The sequence below is a fragment of the Streptomyces sp. NBC_01166 genome (assembly GCF_045039765.1).
Classification (GTDB): Bacteria; Actinomycetota; Actinomycetes; order Streptomycetales; family Streptomycetaceae; genus Streptomyces.
The window spans coordinates 5,032,537-5,049,004 of sequence record NZ_CP108613.1 but is presented as its reverse complement, the minus strand read 5'-3'; the positions used below and the strand labels follow the sequence as shown (position 1 = coordinate 5,049,004).

The window sequence follows — 16,468 nt, the reverse complement described above, 5'->3', positions numbered from 1 at the left end:
CCTTCGGTGTAAGTCATAGTCGTTTCCACCCCGCGGTTAGCGGCGCTTCGACTTCCGGTCGTCCTTGACGTGGCCGCGGAAGGTGCGAGTCGGCGAGAACTCGCCGAGCTTGTGGCCGACCATCGACTCGGTGACGAACACCGGGACATGGATCTTGCCGTTGTGCACCGCGATGGTGTGGCCCAGCATTGCCGGGACGATCATCGAGCGACGGGACCAGGTCTTGATGACGTTCTTGGTGCCTGCCTCGTTCTGTACGTCCACCTTCTTGATGAGGTGGCCGTCGACGAAGGGCCCCTTCTTGAGACTGCGCGGCATCTAAACCCGCTCCTAGCGCTTCTTGTTCGTCTTGCGGCGGCGGACGATGTACTTGCTCGATGCCTTCTTCGGCGAGCGAGTACGACCCTCCTTCTGACCCCACGGCGAGACCGGGTGACGTCCACCGGAGGTCTTGCCTTCACCACCACCGTGCGGGTGGTCAACCGGGTTCATCGCGACACCGCGGACGGTCGGGCGAACGCCCTTCCAGCGCATGCGGCCGGCCTTGCCCCAGTTGATGTTCGACTGCTCGGCGTTGCCGACCTCGCCGATGGTGGCGCGGCAGCGGGCGTCGACCAGCCGGATCTCACCGGAAGGCATACGAAGGTGGGCCATCGTGCCCTCCTTCGCCAGCAGCTGCACGGATGCACCCGCGGAACGGGCGAACTTCGCGCCGCCGCCGGGCCGCAGCTCGATGGCGTGGATGGTCGTACCGACCGGGATGTTGCGCAGCGCCAGGTTGTTGCCCGGCTTGATGTCGGCGCCCGGACCGTTCTCGACGCGGTCACCCTGCGACAGACCACGGGGGGCGACGATGTAACGCTTCTCGCCGTCCGCGTAGTGCAGCAGCGCGATGCGCGCGGTGCGGTTGGGGTCGTACTCGATGTGCGCGACCTTGGCCGGCACGCCGTCCTTGTCGTGACGACGGAAGTCGATCACGCGGTAGGCGCGCTTGTGGCCACCACCCTGGTGGCGAACGGTCACACGACCGGCGTTGTTACGGCCGCCCTTGCTGTGCAGGGGGCGGACCAGCGACTTCTCCGGCGTGGACCGCGTGATCTCGACAAAGTCGGCGACGCTGGAGCCACGACGGCCCGGGGTCGTCGGCTTGTACTTGCGGATACCCATTTCTCAGTCCTCGTCCGATTCCGGACGACTCGACCTCCGTCAGGAGGTCGGGCCGCCGAAGATGTCGATACGGTCGCCCTCGGCGAGGGTCACGATGGCGCGCTTCGTGTCGGCGCGCTTGCCGAAACCGGTCTTGGTGCGCTTGCGCTTACCCTGCCGGTTGATCGTGTTGACCCCGGTGACCTTGACCGAGAAGACCGCTTCCACGGCCTGCTTGATCTGGGTCTTGTTGGAGCCGGGCGCGACGATGAACGTGTACTTGTTCTCGTCGAGCAGCGCGTAGCTCTTCTCGGAAACAACCGGCTTGACGAGAACGTCACGCGGGTCCGAGTAGGTCTTGCTGGTAACGGTCGCCTCACTCATCAGGCGGCGCTCCCTTCGGTCTCAGCGGTCTGGGGGCCAGACACGAAGGACTCGAAAGCGGCCTGGGTGAAGACCACGTCGTCAGAGACGATCACGTCGTACGTGTTCAGCTGGCCCGGCTCCAGGATGTGCACCTGGGGCAGGTTGCGCGCGGACAGCCACGCGGCCTCGTCGGCGCGGTCGACGACCAGGAGCAGGTTGCTGCGCTCCGAGATCTTGCCGAACAGCGTCTTGGCGGCCTTGGTGGAGATCCCACCCTCGACCACGCCGGTGACGACGTGGATGCGGGAGTGACGCGCCCGGTCCGAGAGGGCACCGCGCAGGGCGGCGGCCTTCATCTTCTTCGGGGTGCGCTGCGAGTAGTCACGCGGCTGCGGGCCGTGGACGACGCCACCACCGGCGAACTGCGGCGCACGGGTCGAACCCTGGCGCGCGCGGCCGGTGCCCTTCTGGCGGTACGGCTTGCGCCCACCACCACGGACTTCGCCGCGACGCTTGGTCTTGTGCGTGCCCTGACGGGCAGCTGCCAGCTGTGCGACAACGACCTGGTGGATCAGCGGAACGCTGGTCTTCGCGTCGAAGATCTCCGCGGGGAGCTCGACGGTACCGGCCTTGTCGCCTGCCGGCGAAAGGATGTCAATGGTGCTCATTACCTCAAGCCCCCTTGGCCGCGGTACGGACCAGGACGAGGCCGCCGTTCGGACCGGGGACCGCGCCCTTGATGAGCAGCAGACCCTTCTCCGCGTCAACCGCGTGGATGGTCAGGTTCTGGGTGGTGACGCGCTCGTTACCCATACGACCGGCCATGCGCATGCCCTTGAAGACACGCCCAGGGGTGGCACAGCCACCGATCGAACCGGGGGAACGGTGCTTGCGCTGGACGCCGTGGCCGGCGCCGAGGCCCTTGAAGTTGTGACGCTTCATGACACCGGCGAAGCCCTTGCCCTTGCTCTTGCCCGTGACGTCGACCTTGACGCCGGACTCGAACACCTCGGCAGTGACCTCCTGGCCCAGCGTGTACTCGCTGGCGTCAGGGGTGCGGAGCTCCACCAGGTGGCGGCGCGGGGTCACGTCGGCCTTGGCGAAGTGGCCCTTGAGGGGCTTGTTCACCTTGCGCGGGTCGATCTCGCCGAAGGCGATCTGGACCGACTCGTAGCCGTCGCTGTCATTCGTGCGAACCTGCGTCACGACGCACGGACCGGCCTTGACGACGGTCACCGGGACAACCCGGTTGTTCTCGTCCCAGACCTGGGTCATGCCGAGCTTCTCGCCCAGGACGCCCTTGATGTTCTTGCTCATCTCGGCCCGTCCCCTCAGAGCTTGATCTCGATGTCGACGCCTGCCGGCAGGTCGAGGCGCATCAGCGAGTCAACCGTCTTCGGCGTGGGGTCGAGAATGTCGATGAGGCGCTTGTGCGTGCGCATCTCGAAGTGCTCGCGAGAGTCCTTGTACTTGTGCGGCGACTTGATGACGCAGTACACGTTCTTCTCAGTGGGCAGCGGCACCGGGCCCGCGACCGACGCACCAGTGCGCGTCACCGTCTCGACGATCTTCTTCGCCGAGGAGTCGATGACCTCGTGGTCGTAGGCCTTGAGCCGGATGCGGATCTTCTGTCCCGCCATGGCTACTAGTAGTCCTGTCTCTCATAACGCTCTGGTACCCGGGAGTTCTCTTAACTCCGCCTCCGACCCACGCGGTCGGGCGTGTCGCATCCCCTCTACGAAGATCTCCCGAAGGATTTCCCAACCAAGGGGGTGCGGGCCGAAACCGCGCTGCCGGGGGCGAAACCCCACCGGGTGCCTGGTCAGCGCCCTGCTGAACTTCCCGAAAGATTCCCGTACGTCCGACCCTGGGGGTCGACGAGTACTGTGGGACTCGCTTCCGGTCCTCCCGGCGGGAGGCGCGCAGCATTGACACTCAACCGAGCAACCTGGCTAGTGTGCCACACGGCTCGGGGGCCTGGCCAATCGGGCCGGGGATCTTACCCCCTGCGGGGGACCGGTCAAACGCGGGCACGCTTCGGGGCCCGTCGCGACCCGCCGCACATCTGCCAGTCCGACGCGTCAGCCGCGACTGACGTTCTCGGTGAGCAGCCGGAGCAGGTGCTTGGCCGTGGCGTCCTGCTCGGGTGTCAGCCCCATCGCGTCGCCGATGGCGAGAGGCACCGCACGCGCCCGCTCCCGCAGGTCCAGGCCGGCCCCGGTGAGACGCACCGCCACCGAGCGCTCGTCGTCCTCCCGGCGTTCGCGGCGGACCAGGCCGTTCGCCTCGAGGCGCTTGAGGAGCGGCGAGAGCGTGCTCGACTCCAGCTGCAGCGCTCCACCCAGGTCCCGCACGGAGACGGCGTCCCGCTCCCAGAGGACCAGCATCACCAGGTACTGCGGGTAGGTCAGGCCCAGCTCGTCCAGCAGGGGGCGGTAGCGCGCCGTCACCGCCCGCGAGGCGGCGTACAGGGCGAAGCAGAGCTGGTCCTGCAGCTGGAGCGAGCCCTCGGCGGGCGGGGTGTTCGCGGTGGTGGCCATGGGGCGGACTCCTCGCTTCCGTCGACGGCGGGCCCGTGGGGCGACAGGGGCCTTTCAGTGTAGCCCTTCAGGTGTCCGCGATCGCTTCGCGCTCGATTAAGTTGTGCACGACTTAGTCGAGCGCTATGGTCCTGTCGTGGCCGCCGCTTCGGGTGGCCGCCCCGCCCTTGTCCCGAGGAGCCCGCCTTGTCCGAGCAGACCAGCCCCCGTCCGGTCGTACTGGAACCCGCCGCCGCCGCGTTCGCCGAGGCCACCGCGAACCCGCCCTACCTCTTCGACCTCGGTCCGGCCGAGGGCCGCAAGGCCGTGGACGAGGTGCAGTCCGGCCCCGTCGACGCACCCGAGGTCACCCAGGAGTGGGTCACCGTCGAGGGCGGACCGACCGGATCGGTCCGGGCCCGCGTCACGCGCCCCGCCGGCGCCGAGGGACCGCTGCCCGTCGTGCTGTACGTCCACGGCGCCGGCTGGGTGTTCGGCAACGCCCACACCCATGACCGCCTCGTGCGGGAACTGGCCGTCGGGGCCCGGGCGGCCGTCGTCTTCCCCGAGTACGACCTCTCACCCGAGGCCCGCTACCCCGTGGCCGTCGAGCAGAGCTACGCGGTCGCCCGCTGGATCACCACGGAGGGCGCCGCCCACCGCCTCGACCCGACGCGGCTGGCCGTGGCCGGGGATTCCGTCGGCGGCAACATGGCGACGGTCCTGACCCTGCTCGCCAAGAAGCGCGGCGACGTCTCCTTCGCCCACCAGGTGCTGTTCTACCCGGTCACCGACGCCGCCTTCGACACCCCCTCCTACCACGAGTTCGCCGAGGGGTACTTCCTGCGCCGCGACGCCATGCAGTGGTTCTGGGACCAGTACACGACCGATGAGGGGCAGCGCGCCGAGATCACCGCGTCGCCGCTGCGCGCCACCGTCGACCAGCTCACCGGCCTGCCTCCGGCCCTGGTCATCACCGGTGAGGCCGACGTTCTGCGGGACGAGGGCGAGGCGTACGCGGCCAAGCTGCGCGAGGCGGGGGTTCCGGTGACCGCCGTCCGCTACCAAGGCGTCATCCATGACTTCGTGATGCTCGACGCCCTGCGCGGGACGCATGCCGCCGAGGCCGCCATCGCCCAGGCCGTCGCCACCCTGCGCACGGCGCTCGCCACCGCCTGACGCCGTTGTCGGACCTCCGCGGCGACCGGTCGCGGAGGCCTGACAGAATCCGGCCATGTCCACGAGCACCGTCCAGGCCTGGAGCCTGCGCCCGGCCACGTCCGACGACCTCGAGGCCATGGCCGAGATCCGGGCCGTGGTGATGCGCCCCGACCTGGAACGTCTCGGCCGGTACGACGAACACCGCGTCCGGCAGCGGCTGCGCGACGCCTACGCCCCCGAGCACACCTCCGTGGTGGAGGTCGACGGGGACGTCGCTGGGTGCGTCGCCCTGCGCCCCTCCGAGGACGGCTGGTGCCTGGAGCACTTCTACCTCACCCCGGAGCTCCAGGGCAGAGGCATCGGCACCGCCGTCCTCACCCGGCTCCTGGCCCGCACCGACGCCGACGGCCTGCCGGTCCGCCTGGACGTCCTCCAGGGGAGCGTGGCCCGCAGGCTGTACGAGCGCCACGGGTTCGTCCTGGAGCGGGAGGACGCGGTGGACGTATTCATGGTGCGGGCACGGTAGATCTCCGCGGACTCACGTACGCGTGACCGTCCCGCAGGCCCCGTCGGGCTGCCACTCGCTGCGGTCGTACGGGTCCACGTCCTCGCCGCGAGGGGTCGGGTCCGCCACATCGCTCGGGAAGGACGGGTGGAGGAAGCCGTCGTTCACCTCGCAGGCGGTGTTGCCGACGTTCTGCTCGGAACTGACGACGGAGAGCTTGCCGCGCGTCGCCACGAACCGCTCCGGGTCGTGCAGCGCCGTCGTCAGCTTCCGCCGCACGATCGTGCGCGCCACTTCGTCGCCGCCCGGCTTCACCAGCGGGTAGACGAACGTGTAGTCGGCGTGCACCTCGACGGAGCCTGCGGCGCCCGCCTCGAAGGTCATCCGTCCGCGGGTCTTCACGACGCCCCCCGCCAGTCGTGCCTCGTCCGGGTCGAACCGGCTGAACAGCATCAGCGGGTCCTGGTCCTCGCCGGGCTCCGCCAGTGACCGCTCCAGGCGTTCCCGCTCACCCTTCTGCCGCGGGTCGAGCAGGTTCAGCGCCTCCTCGGGCTTCTCCCCCCGCAGGGTGGCGGGATCGAGGTTGGCGGCGACGAGCAGCTGCCGGGTCGCCCGCAGGGCCTGCTCGACCTCCCCCTTGCTCATCCCTCCGGCCGCCTCGGCCTCCGGGATCTCGATGCCCTTCGCCCCGTCCGCCCAGCGGACGGCGGGCGATCCGCGGAACGGCTCCGCCGGGGTCGGCCGGTCACCGGCGGGTCCGTCGGCGGGCGCGGCGGTCGGCGGCGCGGTCTCGGCGGGCAGCGGGTCGGCACTGGCGGAGTCGCCGCCCCCGGGCAGGTGGTCGGTCAGCAGGCTCGGCCGCATGGTGACCACCAGGATCCCCACGACCACGGCGAACCCCAGGACCGCGGCGACGCGGCGGCTCTTCCTGGGACGGGCGCCCCCGATCGGCGGGCCCGTGCGCCAGCCCTCCGGCTGCCACTGTCCGGCCGGCTCGCCCTTACGGCCCCGGCCCCGCCCCCGCGCCGCCTCCTCGTCCAGCGCGCGCAGCCGCGCGGTGACCATCCGGGCGCGGGCCGAGGGCTCCTTCGGCGCGTCGGCCCCGCCCTCCCCCGCCCGCCGGACCAGCTCCGCCCATTGCTCGTCGGTGACGCGATCCGTGCCGTCGCCGTGATCAGGAGATCCCCCTGGCGTGCTCGTGCTCATCGTTCTGCCCCACTCCCCCATGAAGTTGTCAGGGCAACTTCATCCGGGGCGTGCGAACACGAACAAGGGAACGCGGCATTCCGTGACGTTCTTGTGACCGTGACGTGGGGGCCTCGCGCATCCGCCGGGCAACCCTGCCGTCCGGATCCCCGTCTATCCCCTCGCAGGAACAGGGGCACGGCCCTGACCTGCACTGACCGACAGCACGCAGCCCTGGGCTCCCGCCCGCCCGCTGCGGGGGGACGCGGACGGAGTGCGTGGCGTGACGGATGGACCTGCCCTGCCCGGAAACGGTGTGCGACGACGCACCGTCATGACGATCGCCGCCGCGGGGGCGGCACTCAGCGCCTGCTCGGTCCCCGCGCCCCGGCGTGCGGATCCCGCCCCGGATCCCGCGCCCGGCCGTCCCATCAGCACCGCGCGGCGTGCGCTGCTCATGCAGATACTCGCCCACCCGGACGACGACCTGTACTTCATGAACCCTGACACCCGGCGCGCCCTCGATGCCGGGACACCACTGGTCTGCGTGTACCTCACGGCGGGCGAGGCGGACGGCGTCAACAAGATCCCCGGCCGGGCCCGCCCCGCACCGGACAAGGCCGCGTACTCCTCGGCGCGCCACCAGGGCCTGCGACAGGCGTACGCGACCCTGCTCGGGCTGGAGAAGTTCGCACCCTGGGAGGTCTCCGTCGCCGAGCTCGACGGCGGGCACCGGGCCGAGGTCAACACCCTGACCGCCGGGGTGCGCCGGGTCGAGCTGATCTTCCTCGGCACCGCCATGCACACCGGACGCCACCGGCTCGGGCTGCCCAGCCTCTGGCAGGACCGCCGACTGGTCCTGCGCACCGTCGTCGCCGACGGCTCGCCGCTGCGTCGCGCCGGCTCTTACACGTACGACGGACTGATCGACGTCCTCACCGGGCTGCTGGAGCGCTACGAGCCCACCGTCGTGCACACCCTGGACCCGGATCCGGACATCCAGCACAGCACCGAGGCGGTCCGGCGGGCGGACAGTGAGCAGCACGGGTACTCCGACCACGCCGACCACACCGCGGCGGCCTGCTTCGCCTGGGCGGCGATGATCCGCCGGGTCGCCAGGAGTACGCGGGACGGCGCGGGGATACCGGGTTTCGTCGTCACCTCGTTCCGCGGGTACTACAACCGGCACTGGCCGAAGAACCTGCCGCCCGGTGTGCTCGACGGGAAGGCCGCCGCCCTGGTCCCCTACGGCGGCTCGCCCGACTGGGACTGCGGCAATCCGTCCGGGTGCGGTGACTACAACGTGGGCGGTGACCGGCCGCTGACCAACAGGAAGGGCTGGGTCCGCTCCACCCGCCACCGCTATCCGGGCCCCCGTACCGTCGTCGCGGCCGACCCCGGCGGGCGGCTCGCGGCGTACGCGGTGGTGGGGCTCCGCCTGGTCGTGTGGCGCGAGGCCGACGCCGCCGGCGGGGCGTGGGGCCCGCCCCGCGACCTCGGCGGCGGCCCGCTCGCCCCGGCGCTGGGATCGGCCGCCACGGGCGACGGCGGTCTCCTCCTGTTCGGGCTGCGGTTCGCGGCGCTCGGCGGACACGGGGCCGACAACGAGCGCGAGATCGTCCTGCTGGAGCGGAGCACCCCGGGCGGCGGATTCCTCGCCTGGCGCGGTCTCGGCACCCCCTCCCCCGGCCGGGACGAGGGGCGGCGCATCGGCGTCCCCGTCGCCGTAGCGGCGCCGGACGGCCGGGTCCACCTCTTCGTACGCAACGCGGAGAAGGGGCTCAGCACCCGGGTACGGGAGGCGGACCGGAGCTGGGGCGAGTGGCTGGACCTGGGCGGCGGAGAGGTCCAGGACGGTCTGAGCGCCGTGGTGGACGGCGGCGGCCGGGTCCATGTGTACGCCGCGGGCCATCACGCGGTCCACCACTGGACCCAGGACACCCCGGGCCGCGGGCTCACCGCTCGTACGCAGATCGACGCCGGCCCCGTACCGGGCGACGCGCCCACGGCGCTGCCGGCGGCGGACGGGTCCGTCGACCTGTTCTACCGGGGTCAGGCGGGGGCCGTGACGACGGTCGTACGGGGCGGGGCGGCCACGGACCTCACCGGCTTCGACGGGTACGGAGAGCTGACCGCCGCGGGTCCCGCGCTGCTCGGCCGCACGGTCGGCGGCCTGCTCCAGCTCCGTACGGGCACGCGGCTCTCGGTGCGGTCGCACGGGCCCGTCGCACTGGACGGAGCCGCGCTCCGGGCCGGCGACGACGGCCGTCCGGTGGTGGTGGGGCTGGGGACGGACGCGCTTCCCTGGACGTGGCGCCCGTAACCCGTGCGCCCTCGTACGCACACAGAAGAGGGGCCCCGTCCCACCGCTCGCGCGGCGGGCCGGGGCCCCTCTCGGTGCTCTGTGCGGAGCAACCAGGTCAGACAGTCAGGTGATTACTTGACGATCTTGGTGACCTGGCCGGCGCCCACGGTCCGGCCACCCTCACGGATGGCGAACTTCAGGCCCTCTTCCATGGCGACCGGCTGGATCAGCGCGACGTCCATGAGGGTGTTGTCACCCGGCATGACCATCTCGGTGCCCTCGGGAAGGGTCACAACGCCCGTCACGTCCGTGGTACGGAAGTAGAACTGCGGGCGGTAGTTGTTGAAGAACGGGGTGTGACGGCCACCCTCGTCCTTCGACAGGATGTAGGCCTGGGCCTGGAACTCGGTGTGCGGCGTGACCGAACCCGGCTTGATGATGACCTGGCCGCGCTCGACGTCCTCGCGCTTGATGCCACGAAGCAGCAGACCGACGTTCTCACCGGCCTGGCCCTCGTCGAGCAGCTTGCGGAACATCTCGATGCCGGTGACCGTGGTGGTGGTCTTCTCCTGCTTGATGCCCACGATGTCAACGGTCTCGTTGACCTTGAGGACACCACGCTCGATGCGGCCGGTGACGACCGTACCGCGACCGGTGATCGTGAAGACGTCCTCGATCGGCATGAGGAACGGCTTCTCGACGTCACGCTCGGGCTGCGGGATGGACTCGTCGACGGCCTTCATCAGGTCGAGAACGGTCTTGCCCCACTCGGCGTCGCCCTCGAGGGCCTTGAGCGCCGAGACCTTGACGACCGGAAGGTCGTCGCCCGGGAACTCGTACTCGGAGAGGAGCTCACGAACCTCGAGCTCGACGAGCTCCAGGATCTCCTCGTCGTCCACCATGTCGGCCTTGTTCAGCGCGACGACGATGTACGGCACGCCTACCTGGCGGGCCAGGAGCACGTGCTCCTTGGTCTGCGGCATCGGGCCGTCGGTGGCCGCGACCACGAGGATGGCGCCGTCCATCTGCGCCGCACCCGTGATCATGTTCTTGATGTAGTCGGCGTGACCCGGGCAGTCGACGTGCGCGTAGTGACGCGACTCCGTCTGGTACTCGACGTGCGCGATCGAGATCGTGATACCGCGCTGGCGCTCTTCAGGAGCCTTGTCGATCTGGTCGAAGGCCGAGGCCTCGTTCAGGTCCGGGTACGCGTCGTGCAGCACCTTGGTAATGGCGGCCGTGAGGGTCGTCTTACCGTGGTCGATGTGACCGATGGTGCCGATGTTGACGTGCGGCTTAGTCCGCTCGAACTTTGCCTTCGCCACTGGGGTCCTCCTGAGTGGTTCTGTACGCCTTGCTTCATCGGCGCCAGGTGATCTTTGCTGGAATGCCGGTGCCGGGGACATTCGCCACGCTGCTTACGCGCTGCGACGAATGTCCGACCGGGCTCCGGTGACAAGCCTAAAGCGTGAGCTCGGAAGAGTTACTCGCCCTTGGCCTTCGCGATGATCTCCTCGGCGACGTTCCGCGGAACCTCGGCGTAGGAGTCGAACTGCATCGAGTAGCTTGCGCGACCCGAGGTCTTGCTGCGGAGGTCTCCGACGTAGCCGAACATCTCCGAGAGGGGCACGAGGCCCTTCACGACGCGAGCGCCGCTGCGCTCCTCCATGGCCTGGATCTGGCCACGGCGGGAGTTGAGGTCGCCGATGACATCGCCCATGTAGTCCTCGGGCGTGGTGACCTCGACGGCCATCATCGGCTCGAGGAGCACGGGGGACGCCTTGCGGGCACCCTCCTTGAACGCCTGCGAACCGGCGATCTTGAAGGCGAGCTCCGAGGAGTCGACCTCGTGGTAACCACCGTCGAGAAGGGTGACGCGGACGCCCACCATCTCGTAGCCGGCCAGGATGCCGAACTGCATGGCTTCCTGGGCACCCGCGTCCACCGAGGGAATGTACTCACGGGGGATGCGGCCACCGGTGACCTTGTTGACGAACTCGTAGGAGGCGTCGCCACCCTCGATGGGCTCGAGGGCGATCTGCACCTTCGCGAACTGGCCGGTACCACCAGTCTGCTTCTTGTGCGTGTAGTCGATGCGCTCGACGGTCTTGCGGATCGTCTCGCGGTACGCGACCTGCGGCTTGCCGACGTTCGCCTCGACGCGGAACTCGCGCTTCATGCGGTCGACGAGCACCTCGAGGTGAAGCTCGCCCATACCACCGATGATGGTCTGGCCGGTCTCCTCGTCGGAGTGCACCTGGAAGGAGGGGTCCTCCTCCGAGAGCCGCTGGATGGCGACACCCAGCTTCTCCTGGTCACCCTTGGACTTGGGCTCGATGGCGACCTGGATGACCGGCGCCGGGAAGTCCATGGACTCCAGGATCACCGGGTGCTTGTCGTCGGACAGCGTCTCACCCGTGGTGGTCTGCTTCAGGCCCATGACGGCGACGATGTCACCGGCGCCCACCGACGCGATCTCCTCACGCTTGTTCGCGTGCATACGGTAGATCTTGCCGATGCGCTCCTTCTTGCCCTTGACCGAGTTCAGCACCGCGGTGCCGGCCTCGAGGCGACCGGAGTAGATCCGGACGAAGGTGAGCTTACCGAGGTGCGGGTCGCTCGCGATCTTGAACGCAAGGCCGGAGAACGGCTCGTCGTCCGAAGGCTTGCGCTTGACGACCAGCTCCGGGTCCTTGACGTCGTGGCCCTCGATGGCCTCGACGTCCAGGGGGGAAGGCAGGTAGCGGACGACCGCGTCGAGCAGGGGCTGGACGCCCTTGTTCTTGAACGCCGTGCCACAGAAGACGGGGGTCACGGTGACGGAGTCGGCCGAGCCCTTCGACGCGAGGGTGATCCGACGGATCGCCTCGTGCAGCTGCTCCTCGGTGGGCTCGACGCCCTCGAGGTACAGCTCCATCATCTGGTCGTCGTTCTCCGAGACGGCCTCAAGGAGCTTGCCGCGCCATTCCTCGGCGGCCTCCTTGTGGGTGTCCGGGATCTCGACGGTGTCGTACATCTCGCCCTTGGCGGCTTCTTCCGACCACACGAAGGCCTTCATCGACACGAGGTCGACGACGCCCTTGAAGTCGGCTTCGGCACCGATGGGGAGCTGCATGACCAGCGGAACCGCGCCCAGGCGGTCCACGATCATGTCGACGCAGCGGTGGAACTCGGCGCCCGTACGGTCGAGCTTGTTGACGAAGCAGATACGCGGCACGCCGTAGCGGTCCGCCTGACGCCAGACAGTCTCGGACTGGGGCTCGACGCCGGCCACACCGTCGAACACGGTGACGGCACCGTCGAGGACGCGGAGCGAACGCTCCACCTCGACGGTGAAGTCGACGTGACCGGGGGTGTCGATGATGTTGATGGTGTGGTCAACATCATTGAGCGGCCAGTGACAGGTCGTCGCGGCCGACGTGATCGTGATGCCGCGCTCCTGCTCCTGCTCCATCCAGTCCATCGTGGCTGCGCCGTCGTGGACTTCACCGATCTTGTACGAAACGCCGGTGTAGAAGAGGATCCGCTCAGTGGTGGTCGTCTTGCCCGCGTCGATGTGGGCCATGATCCCGATGTTGCGGACCTTGGCCAGGTCAAGCGAAGTGGTGGCCATAAGGCTCAATCTTCTCTCGGTCTCGATGGGGTGAGCGACTACCAGCGGTAGTGCGCGAAGGCCTTGTTGGACTCGGCCATCTTGTGGGTGTCCTCGCGCTTCTTGACGGCAGCGCCAAGACCGTTGGAGGCGTCGAGCAGCTCGTTCATGAGGCGCTCGGTCATGGTCTTCTCGCGACGGGCGCGGGAGTAACCGACGACCCAGCGGAGCGCGAGGGTGGCGGCGCGACCGGGCTTGACCTCGATCGGCACCTGGTAGGTGGCGCCACCGACACGGCGGGACTTGACCTCGAGCGAGGGCTTGACGTTCTCAAGCGCGCGCTTCAGCGTGATGACCGGGTCAGCGCCGGTCTTCTCGCGGAGGCCTTCCATGGCGCCGTACACGATCCGCTCGGCGGTGGAACGCTTGCCGTCGAGGAGGATCTTGTTGATCAGCGAGGTGACAAGAGGAGAGCTGTAGACCGGGTCGATGATGACCGGGCGCTTCGGGGCGGGGCCCTTACGAGGCATTCTTACTTCTCCTTCTTGGCGCCGTAGCGGCTGCGGGCCTGCTTGCGGTTCTTGACACCCTGGGTGTCGAGCGAACCGCGGATGATCTTGTAACGAACACCCGGCAGGTCCTTCACACGGCCACCACGCACGAGCACGATGGAGTGCTCCTGCAGGTTGTGTCCCTCACCCGGGATGTAGGCCGTGACCTCGATACCGGAGGTCAGACGCACACGCGCGACCTTACGGAGGGCCGAGTTCGGCTTCTTCGGGGTGGTCGTGAACACACGCGTGCAGACGCCACGACGCTGGGGCGAACCCTCGAGCGCGGGCGTCTTGTTCTTCTCGACCTTGTCCTGCCGGCCCTTCCGGACCAGCTGCTGGATCGTAGGCACTACTTCTCCGGTTTCTGTGTGCCGTTCGGTGAAACTAACCTGGAACAGTCACCGACCCACGCGGTCGGGTGTGTCGAACACTGCACGCCCCTGCTGGAAGGCAGACGGAACACAGATTGCGGTGGCCACTTACGGACTCGCCATGCGGTTGAGGACACGCACCCGAGCCCAGGCACACCCCAGGCACAAGGCTTGAGCGTACCTACCTCACGGACCTGGGTCAAAACAAATGCCCCGGGGCCGGCCGCCCCCTCCCGGGGCACGACTCGGTCCGCCTCGCCTCACAGGGACTCGCCGTCCGGAGTGACGGGCGCCGTGCCTCCCGCCGGCCGGCGGGACCGGGGGCGCAGGCGCGGGATCGTGGGCACCCGGGAGGTGCGGCTCTTGGGGACCAGGGCGGGGGCGGGGGCCTGAGGGCGGTCCCCCCGCTCGCCGTCGGCCGTCGGCCCGGGCCGGGCGGTCCGCTCGTCCGCGGCGCCACCCTCCCCGTTCCGGTCTTCCGTGCGACGGCCGGCCGTGTCGCGGCCCTGCTGGCGGAGAGGGATCACGGCCGCCTGCCCGCGCACCCCTCCCACCAGCCGTAACGCGCGTCCGCCGGCGGCCCTCGCCTCCTGGAGCGCGGGTTCGTAGTGTGCGGCGGCGTCGCGCCAGCCGCTGGAGTAGGCGCGCAGCTCCCGTCGCTCCATCTCCTCCCGCAGCAGCACCATGACCTCGTCCGGTGCGTGGCTCTCGAGATGCCGGCCGAGTTCGGCGAGGAGCCCGGAGAGCGTGTCCGGTGCGTCGTCGGCGGCACCGTCCGCCCGGCCGGCGGGAGCCAGGTCCTCGACAAGGGCGCCGGCGGGCGACGCGGACCCGGCCGTGGCGTCCGTCCGGGGCGCAGCGTCCGCGACGGAGTCCGTGGAGGTGTCCCCCGTGGCGGGCCCTTCGGCCGGAACCCGGGATCGCCCGTTACGCCTCGCCACGCGCGCCCCCATCCCCGTCCCGCCCGAATCGCACACGGGCGGAACATATGTCATCGCCGCGTGAATGCCTGCTGGAGCGGGGGGACAGGCCGAGTCAGCTTACGGGCCGGTTCCGGGGGCGGGTCCTACGGGGACGCTTCATGATCCACAGGAGGGGCCGGAAGCGGAACGGTGGCGCCGGGCGACGGAACCCGGGCAGCCCGGCCGGGGAGTGCGCGGGACGGGTCAGTCGGAGGCGAGCGGTGCCCGGCTCCCGGAGGCCCTGACGGCTTCCGAGGGCAGGAACTGGCCGGCGATCCTGATGAACATCTCCCGCTGGTCCGCCGCGATCCCGAGACCGTCCGCCGCCTCCTCCAGCGTGAGGCGCCGCCCACCCGCCGGGGCCTGGCCGACCGACGGCAGCGGCAGGTCCTCCTCGGTGAGCCGGCCGGACTCGATGAGCATGTCGCGCACCGGGACCTGGAGCACCTGGGCCAGTCGGCGCGTGGTCTCCAGGTCGGGCATGCTCTGGCGCTGGAGCAGCCGCGTGATGGCCGCCCGATGGACTCCGGCCTCGTCGGCGAGGCGCGATTTTCCGCCACCGCGCGGGCTGTCGATATCGAACCCGCGCCGGCGGATCAGCTCTTCGATCCAGGTCGCGAAGCGGTCGAGTTCGCCTGTGGTCATGAGCGGTCGCCTCCCTCCGAAGCGGACATCAGCGTATCGCGCTTGCGCGCACAGAATTACCCCCTCGCACCGTCTCGTTTGTGAAGTTTCTGCTGACATAAACGCAGGCCGCTTCGGTCAAATGCTCTTGCGGGCGGGCACGCAACATGCGAACGTGCGACCCCGCAACAAGTTGTGCCGGGGAGAAGGGACCACCCATGACCACACGCGCCGAGAACGAGAAGACCGCCCATGACGCCGTGCTCTGGATCGAGCTGCTACTGAAGCAGTTCCCCGAGCTGCTCGGCGAGCTGGCGCCGGCCCACCGCTCCCCCTCCGCCCCTCCGCCGGACAGCGCGAGGCCGTCCGCCCCGCAGGGCCGCTCCCGCGCGGAACGCGAGGAGGCCCTTCGGGCCGAGCAACTGCACGGCCTGACGCCGTCCGGCCCCACCACCGCCCCATTGCGCCTGCACGTCTCCGACGCCATCCGCGACATCACCGACGGCGTGGTGGAGCTCGACGAGGCCGTGCACGACAGGCTCCGCCTGCCGCGCCCCCGCCGCGCCCAGGTGGCCGAGCGACTGCTCCGCGTCGCCTCACTGCTCGGGCAGGCGGCCGGGGACGCCCTGCTCACGACCCACATCCGGGACGAGACCCGCCGGATGGCAAGGCGCTGCACCCGCGTCCTGGGCTCGACAGAGCCGGTCGTACGGGTCCGCGGCCGCTGCCCCTGGTGCGACTCGGTCTCCCTGCGCGCCTTCCCGGCCCGCCGGGCGGTGCTCTGCGTCAATCCGGCCTGCCGTTGCGCCGACCGGGAGTGCGACTGCCGTACGGACCCCGCCCACCGGCACGGCTGGAGCGAGGGCGCCTGGGCGCGGCTGGCGGCGGAGTCCGGCGGGGACCTCACGGAACTGTCCGGCTCGACGGCGGACACCGCGGAGCGGGAGGTACGCCGGTGACGGCGGCGACCCTGATCACGGGAGCGCTGGCCGCCGACGAGGCGGGCGTGACCCCGGCGACGATCCGCAAGTGGGTCCAGCTGGGCCGCCTCTCCCCCGCGGGGAAGCAGGGCCGGGCGCAGCTGTTCCGGCTGGAGGACGTCTTCGCGGCGGAGCGTGCCGCCCGGCGGAAGCCGCGTACGGCCGGCTGAGAGGAACAGAAAGACGGGGGGCGGGCCC

General features: G+C 69.8%; 19 protein-coding genes. 5 read left to right on the top strand and 14 right to left on the bottom strand.

Annotated elements, in window-relative coordinates; all coding sequences use genetic code 11:
- Window positions 1-36 precede the first annotated feature (36 nt).
- The 7 genes from rpsS to OG379_RS23310 all read right to left on the bottom strand — a co-directional run bounded on the left by rpsS (window position 37) and on the right by OG379_RS23310 (window position 4,052).
- Entirely contained in the window at window positions 37-318 is a 282-nt protein-coding gene (rpsS, locus tag OG379_RS23340; RefSeq protein WP_003966956.1) for a 30S ribosomal protein S19, read from the bottom strand.
- Window positions 319-330: 12 nt separating this feature from the next.
- A complete protein-coding gene (gene rplB / locus OG379_RS23335; RefSeq protein ID WP_099173848.1) occupies window positions 331-1,167 on the bottom strand; it encodes a 50S ribosomal protein L2 in 837 nt (278 codons plus the stop codon).
- 39 nt (window positions 1,168-1,206) lie between these two features.
- A complete protein-coding gene (gene rplW / locus OG379_RS23330) occupies window positions 1,207-1,530 on the bottom strand; it encodes a 50S ribosomal protein L23 (protein WP_014154589.1) in 324 nt (107 codons plus the stop codon).
- Window positions 1,530-2,180, bottom strand: coding sequence for a 50S ribosomal protein L4 (rplD, locus tag OG379_RS23325; protein ID WP_103514097.1), 651 nt, complete (start codon window positions 2,178-2,180; stop codon window positions 1,530-1,532). Before rplD ends, rplW begins: the two co-directional genes overlap by 1 nt.
- 4 nt (window positions 2,181-2,184) lie before the next feature.
- Window positions 2,185-2,829 (bottom strand): 50S ribosomal protein L3, encoded by a 645-nt coding sequence (rplC, locus tag OG379_RS23320; protein ID WP_014154591.1) that lies wholly within the window; start codon window positions 2,827-2,829, stop codon window positions 2,185-2,187.
- A gap of 14 nt (window positions 2,830-2,843) precedes the next feature.
- Window positions 2,844-3,152 carry a 30S ribosomal protein S10 gene (gene rpsJ, locus OG379_RS23315; RefSeq protein WP_003948644.1) on the bottom strand — a complete coding sequence of 103 codons (309 nt, stop codon included), beginning with the start codon at window positions 3,150-3,152 and terminating at the stop codon, window positions 2,844-2,846.
- A 441-nt stretch (window positions 3,153-3,593) separates the two neighbouring features.
- On the bottom strand, window positions 3,594-4,052 hold the full coding sequence (locus tag OG379_RS23310; RefSeq protein ID WP_405665001.1) for a MarR family winged helix-turn-helix transcriptional regulator: 459 nt from the start codon (window positions 4,050-4,052) through the stop codon (window positions 3,594-3,596).
- Between the two features lie 186 nt (window positions 4,053-4,238).
- On the opposite strand from OG379_RS23310, the gene OG379_RS23305 reads away from it, so the two are divergent.
- Complete coding sequence (locus tag OG379_RS23305) at window positions 4,239-5,210, top strand: alpha/beta hydrolase fold domain-containing protein (RefSeq protein ID WP_405665000.1); 972 nt, start codon at window positions 4,239-4,241, stop codon at window positions 5,208-5,210.
- Window positions 5,211-5,265: 55 nt separating this feature from the next.
- A complete protein-coding gene (locus tag OG379_RS23300; protein ID WP_405664999.1) occupies window positions 5,266-5,718 on the top strand; it encodes a GNAT family N-acetyltransferase in 453 nt (150 codons plus the stop codon).
- A 12-nt stretch (window positions 5,719-5,730) separates the two neighbouring features.
- Here OG379_RS23300 and OG379_RS23295 read toward each other — a convergent pair whose 3' ends face one another.
- Window positions 5,731-6,903, bottom strand: coding sequence for a hypothetical protein (locus OG379_RS23295; RefSeq protein WP_405664998.1), 1,173 nt, complete (start codon window positions 6,901-6,903; stop codon window positions 5,731-5,733).
- 313 nt (window positions 6,904-7,216) lie between these two features.
- Between OG379_RS23295 and OG379_RS23290 the strand changes: the two genes are divergently transcribed.
- Window positions 7,217-9,205: a PIG-L family deacetylase gene (locus OG379_RS23290; protein WP_405668616.1), complete on the top strand. Its 1,989-nt coding sequence runs from the start codon at window positions 7,217-7,219 to the stop codon at window positions 9,203-9,205.
- A gap of 113 nt (window positions 9,206-9,318) precedes the next feature.
- Here OG379_RS23290 and tuf read toward each other — a convergent pair whose 3' ends face one another.
- From tuf to OG379_RS23260, 6 genes are all read right to left on the bottom strand, one after another.
- On the bottom strand, window positions 9,319-10,512 hold the full coding sequence (tuf, locus tag OG379_RS23285; RefSeq protein ID WP_329231830.1) for an elongation factor Tu: 1,194 nt from the start codon (window positions 10,510-10,512) through the stop codon (window positions 9,319-9,321).
- A gap of 158 nt (window positions 10,513-10,670) precedes the next feature.
- A complete protein-coding gene (fusA, locus tag OG379_RS23280; protein WP_104788291.1) occupies window positions 10,671-12,800 on the bottom strand; it encodes an elongation factor G in 2,130 nt (709 codons plus the stop codon).
- 38 nt (window positions 12,801-12,838) lie between these two features.
- Window positions 12,839-13,309, bottom strand: coding sequence for a 30S ribosomal protein S7 (gene rpsG / locus OG379_RS23275; RefSeq protein ID WP_018101248.1), 471 nt, complete (start codon window positions 13,307-13,309; stop codon window positions 12,839-12,841).
- A 2-nt stretch (window positions 13,310-13,311) separates the two neighbouring features.
- Window positions 13,312-13,683, bottom strand: coding sequence for a 30S ribosomal protein S12 (gene rpsL / locus OG379_RS23270; protein WP_003948652.1), 372 nt, complete (start codon window positions 13,681-13,683; stop codon window positions 13,312-13,314).
- Between the two features lie 281 nt (window positions 13,684-13,964).
- Window positions 13,965-14,645: a hypothetical protein gene (locus OG379_RS23265; RefSeq protein WP_405664997.1), complete on the bottom strand. Its 681-nt coding sequence runs from the start codon at window positions 14,643-14,645 to the stop codon at window positions 13,965-13,967.
- A gap of 225 nt (window positions 14,646-14,870) precedes the next feature.
- The gene (locus tag OG379_RS23260) at window positions 14,871-15,311 is read right to left on the bottom strand and encodes a helix-turn-helix domain-containing protein (protein ID WP_405664996.1); all 441 of its coding nucleotides are present in this window, start codon (window positions 15,309-15,311) and stop codon (window positions 14,871-14,873) included.
- Window positions 15,312-15,508: 197 nt separating this feature from the next.
- Between OG379_RS23260 and OG379_RS23255 the strand changes: the two genes are divergently transcribed.
- Together OG379_RS23255 and OG379_RS23250 are read left to right on the top strand one after the other, a co-directional pair.
- Window positions 15,509-16,249 carry a hypothetical protein gene (locus OG379_RS23255; protein WP_405664995.1) on the top strand — a complete coding sequence of 247 codons (741 nt, stop codon included), beginning with the start codon at window positions 15,509-15,511 and terminating at the stop codon, window positions 16,247-16,249.
- Window positions 16,246-16,440, top strand: a complete 195-nt coding sequence (locus OG379_RS23250) for a hypothetical protein (RefSeq protein WP_356714153.1) — start codon at window positions 16,246-16,248, stop codon at window positions 16,438-16,440. Before OG379_RS23255 ends, OG379_RS23250 begins: the two co-directional genes overlap by 4 nt.
- The last annotated feature ends 28 nt before the right edge of the window (window positions 16,441-16,468 follow it).

Bases quoted from the DNA above. Each gene is read 5' to 3' on its own strand.
- rpsS (WP_003966956.1), bottom strand. From the start codon at position 318: ATGCCGCGCAGTCTCAAGAAGGGGCCCTTCGTCGACGGCCACCTCATC.
- rplB (WP_099173848.1), bottom strand. From the start codon at position 1,167: ATGGGTATCCGCAAGTACAAGCCGACGACCCCGGGCCGTCGTGGCTCC.
- rplW (WP_014154589.1), bottom strand. From the start codon at position 1,530: ATGAGTGAGGCGACCGTTACCAGCAAGACCTACTCGGACCCGCGTGAC.
- rplD (WP_103514097.1), bottom strand. From the start codon at position 2,180: ATGAGCACCATTGACATCCTTTCGCCGGCAGGCGACAAGGCCGGTACC.
- rplC (WP_014154591.1), bottom strand. From the start codon at position 2,829: ATGAGCAAGAACATCAAGGGCGTCCTGGGCGAGAAGCTCGGCATGACC.
- rpsJ (WP_003948644.1), bottom strand. From the start codon at position 3,152: ATGGCGGGACAGAAGATCCGCATCCGGCTCAAGGCCTACGACCACGAG.
- OG379_RS23310 (WP_405665001.1), bottom strand. From the start codon at position 4,052: ATGGCCACCACCGCGAACACCCCGCCCGCCGAGGGCTCGCTCCAGCTG.
- OG379_RS23300 (WP_405664999.1), top strand. From the start codon at position 5,266: ATGTCCACGAGCACCGTCCAGGCCTGGAGCCTGCGCCCGGCCACGTCC.
- OG379_RS23295 (WP_405664998.1), bottom strand. From the start codon at position 6,903: ATGAGCACGAGCACGCCAGGGGGATCTCCTGATCACGGCGACGGCACG.
- OG379_RS23290 (WP_405668616.1), top strand. From the start codon at position 7,217: ATGACGATCGCCGCCGCGGGGGCGGCACTCAGCGCCTGCTCGGTCCCC.
- fusA (WP_104788291.1), bottom strand. From the start codon at position 12,800: ATGGCCACCACTTCGCTTGACCTGGCCAAGGTCCGCAACATCGGGATC.
- rpsG (WP_018101248.1), bottom strand. From the start codon at position 13,309: ATGCCTCGTAAGGGCCCCGCCCCGAAGCGCCCGGTCATCATCGACCCG.
- OG379_RS23260 (WP_405664996.1), bottom strand. From the start codon at position 15,311: ATGACCACAGGCGAACTCGACCGCTTCGCGACCTGGATCGAAGAGCTG.
- OG379_RS23255 (WP_405664995.1), top strand. From the start codon at position 15,509: ATGACCACACGCGCCGAGAACGAGAAGACCGCCCATGACGCCGTGCTC.